General features: G+C 64.7%; 2 protein-coding genes and 2 tRNA genes. 1 reads left to right on the top strand and 3 read right to left on the bottom strand.

What is annotated here, in order from left to right; genetic code table 11:
• Window positions 1-9 precede the first annotated feature (9 nt).
• The 3 genes from K309_RS0134335 to gltX form a co-directional block, all read right to left on the bottom strand.
• Window positions 10-85 (bottom strand) — tRNA-Glu (locus tag K309_RS0134335).
• Window positions 86-192: 107 nt separating this feature from the next.
• Window positions 193-268, bottom strand: a tRNA-Ala gene (locus K309_RS0134330).
• 274 nt (window positions 269-542) lie between these two features.
• The gene (gene gltX, locus K309_RS0134325; protein ID WP_029050402.1) at window positions 543-1,949 is read right to left on the bottom strand and encodes a glutamate--tRNA ligase; all 1,407 of its coding nucleotides are present in this window, start codon (window positions 1,947-1,949) and stop codon (window positions 543-545) included.
• 249 nt (window positions 1,950-2,198) lie between these two features.
• On the opposite strand from gltX, the gene K309_RS0134320 reads away from it, so the two are divergent.
• Complete coding sequence (locus K309_RS0134320) at window positions 2,199-3,128, top strand: patatin-like phospholipase family protein (RefSeq protein ID WP_029050401.1); 930 nt, start codon at window positions 2,199-2,201, stop codon at window positions 3,126-3,128.
• Window positions 3,129-3,239 lie beyond the last annotated feature (111 nt).

Below are 3,239 nucleotides of genomic sequence, written 5' to 3'. Positions count from 1 at the left end.
CGGCTGTTTTGGCGTCCCCTAGGGGATTCGAACCCCTGTACTCACCGTGAAAGGGTGATGTCCTAGGCCTCTAGACGAAGGGGACAGAAACTTGTTTTGCAACGCGTTTTCTGTCTTGCGCTGGAAAGTCCGCCATTCTAACAGACCTTTTCACGCTTGGGAAGCATCTTTTTTTGACGCCTCCCGAATCCTTGGTGGAGCTAAGCGGGATCGAACCGCTGACCTCTTGCATGCCATGCAAGCGCTCTCCCAGCTGAGCTATAGCCCCATAGTACCGCTAACTTACTGCAACTTGCGTTATTTTCGCTTGATTTAACTACCGTTTCAAGCGAAGCCAAGATTATATATCAACCACTAATCTTTGCAAGCTCCCATTTTAACTTTTTCGCTTTTCTCTTTGCTTTCTAAGAAGCCTGGAGATCACGAAGATCCTTGCGGATCCGTCAGCCCGCTTGGTCGGCGACCGCGCTGCAGGGAGAACGAGATTATGAGCAACTCCGGCCCGGAGCGCAAGCCCCCGGCACGGACTTTTGCGAGATTTTTTACGCGGCGATACCGGCGCCCAGGCGGCGCAGCACCGTGTCGCGACCGAACAGCTCCAGCACCGCGTCAATGCTCGGCGTTTGCAGCTGGCCCGCCACCAGCAGGCGCACCGGCATGGCCAGCTTGGGCATCTTCAGGCCGAACTCGGCCAGCACCGCCTTGAACGTCGCGCTGATGGCTTCACGCTTCCACTCCGGCAGCGCGGCCAGCTGGCTGGACAGCGCGGCCAGCGCGGGCTGGATCTCCGGCGTCAGGTGCTCGGCCTTGAGCGCGGCATCCGCCTGCGGCTCGCCCCGATAGAACAGCAGCGCGGCCTGTGCGACTTCCTTCAGCGTGTTGGCGCGATCCTTCACCAGGGCCACCACGCCGACCAGATCGGCACCTTCCACCTTGCCACCCAGCGCTTCGATAAACGGCCGTGTCAATTCGGCCAGGCGCTGGTTATCGCCGACCTTGATGTAGTGGTTATTCAGCCAGGCCAGCTTTTCCGGGTTGTACTGCGCCGGCGACTTGCCCAGGTGTTCCAGGTCAAACCACTCGACGAACTGCTCGCGCGAGAAAATCTCGGCATCGCCGTGGGCCCAGCCCAGTCGGGCCAGGTAGTTCAGCACGGCTTCGGGCAGGTAGCCTTCGTCGCGGTAGCCGGTCACGGCCATGGCACCGTGGCGCTTGCTCATCTTCTCGCCCTGCTCGTTCAGCACGGTCGGCAGGTGCGCGTAGACCGGCGCGGTGCCACCGAGCGCGCGGATGATGTTGATCTGGCGCGGGGTGTTGTTGACGTGGTCGTCGCCGCGGATCACGTGCGTGATCTTCATGTCGAGGTCGTCCACCACCACGCAGAAATTGTACGTGGGCGTGCCGTCCGGGCGCGCGATCACCAGGTCATCGAGTTCGTCGTTGGAAATCTCGATGCGGCCCTTGACCGCGTCGTCCCACACCACGCTGCCGCCGATCGGGTTCCTGAAACGGATCACCGGATCCACGCCGGCGGGCGGCTCGGGCAGGACCTTGCCCTCTTCCGGGCGCCAGAAGCCGTTGTAGCGAGGCTTCTCGCCGCGCTCGCGCTGGGCCTCGCGCAGTGCGTCGAGTTCCGCGGTGCTCATGTAGCATCGGTAGGCCAGGCCGGCATCGACCATCTGCGCCACGACCTCGCGATAGCGGTCCATGCGCTGCATCTGGTAGAACGGGCCTTCGTCGATGTCCATGTCCAGCCAGGCCATGCTTTCCAGGATCACGTCGACCGCTTCCTGCGACGAACGCTCGACGTCGGTGTCTTCGATGCGCAGGATGAAGTCGCCCTTCATGCGGCGGGCGAAGGCCCAGGGATAGAGCGCGGAGCGGATGTTGCCGAGGTGGATGAAGCCGGTCGGGCTCGGCGCAAAGCGGGTGCGGACGCGTTGGGTCATGGTCAGGGGCAGAAACAAAAGCCCGCGCGCAGCGGCGCGCGCGGGCTGGTATATGCAGGCTTTGCATTATACAAGCACGTTCCGCCGCCCTCGGCATGGCGCCGGGCGTGCGCGGAATCATTTATGCTTGCGCCGGTCTGAGATCGTGCCGGTCGCCGGGCGAGCCGACGCCAAGCCGCACAAAGCAGCGCTTACGTCATATGTCACCCCCATTACCGGCAGGCCACACCTGATTTACTGATCCGCTTCATGCAACGACGTCATTTCCTTGGCCTCTCCGCGGCCGCCCTGCTGGCAGGCTGCGCATTCGGCCCGCGCACTGCGCCGCCGGTGGCAACCGCGCCCACCACCCCGCCCACTCCGCGCCCGGTCAGGATCGGCCTGGCGCTTGGCGGCGGCGCCGCGCGCGGCTTTGCCCATATCGGTGTGATCAAGGCGCTCGAGGCGCAGGGGATCCATGCCGACCTGGTGACCGGCACCAGCGCCGGCGCGGTTGTGGCCGCGCTGTACGCGAGCGGCCTGGACGGCTTCAAGCTGAACAAGCTGGCGCTGACCATGGACGAGGCGTCGATCGCCGACTGGGCCCTGCCCTTCGGCACCCGTTTCGGCGGCTGGCTCAAGGGCGAGGCGCTGCAGAACTACGTCAACCGCCAGGTGCAGAACCGGCCGATCGAAGCGATGAAACTGCCGCTGGGCATCGTCGCCACCGACCTGAAGACCGGCGAAAAGATCCTGTTCCGCCGCGGCAATACCGGGCAGGCGGTGCGAGCATCGAGCAGCGTGCCAGGCGTGTTCCAGCCGGTGTCGATCCAGGGGCATGACTACGTCGACGGCGGACTGGTCGAGCCGGTGCCGGTCGACTCGGCGCGCGCCATGGGCGCCGACTTCGTCATCGCGGTAAATATCTCCGCCGACCCGTCGGCACAGAAGAACGCCGGCCAGAGCGGCGTACTGCTGCAGACCACCGCGATCATGGGCCAGTCGATCAACAAGATGGCGCTGTCGCGCGCCGACGTGGTGATCCGCCCCGAACTGCCCGACATGGGAGGCAGTGACTTCAACGCCCGCAACCGCGCGGTGCTCGCGGGCGAACAGGCGACCGCCGCAGTGATGGCCACGCTGCGGCAGAGGCTGGAGCAGGCGCGGCTGCAACCAGCCAGCACGGTGGCGACGCAATAGCGACGCCGGGCGCGGGATCGGCATAGGGGGCAGCCGCACTGGCTGCGCCCCTGCCACACCACCCGGCATGCGGGTCCGCACCGGGCGGTTCGAGAGGTTGAGGTTAAGTGA

Source organism: Cupriavidus phytohabitans (genome assembly GCF_000426345.1).
GTDB lineage: Bacteria > Pseudomonadota > Gammaproteobacteria > Burkholderiales > Burkholderiaceae > Cupriavidus.
This window is presented reverse-complemented; position numbering and strand designations above follow the sequence as displayed.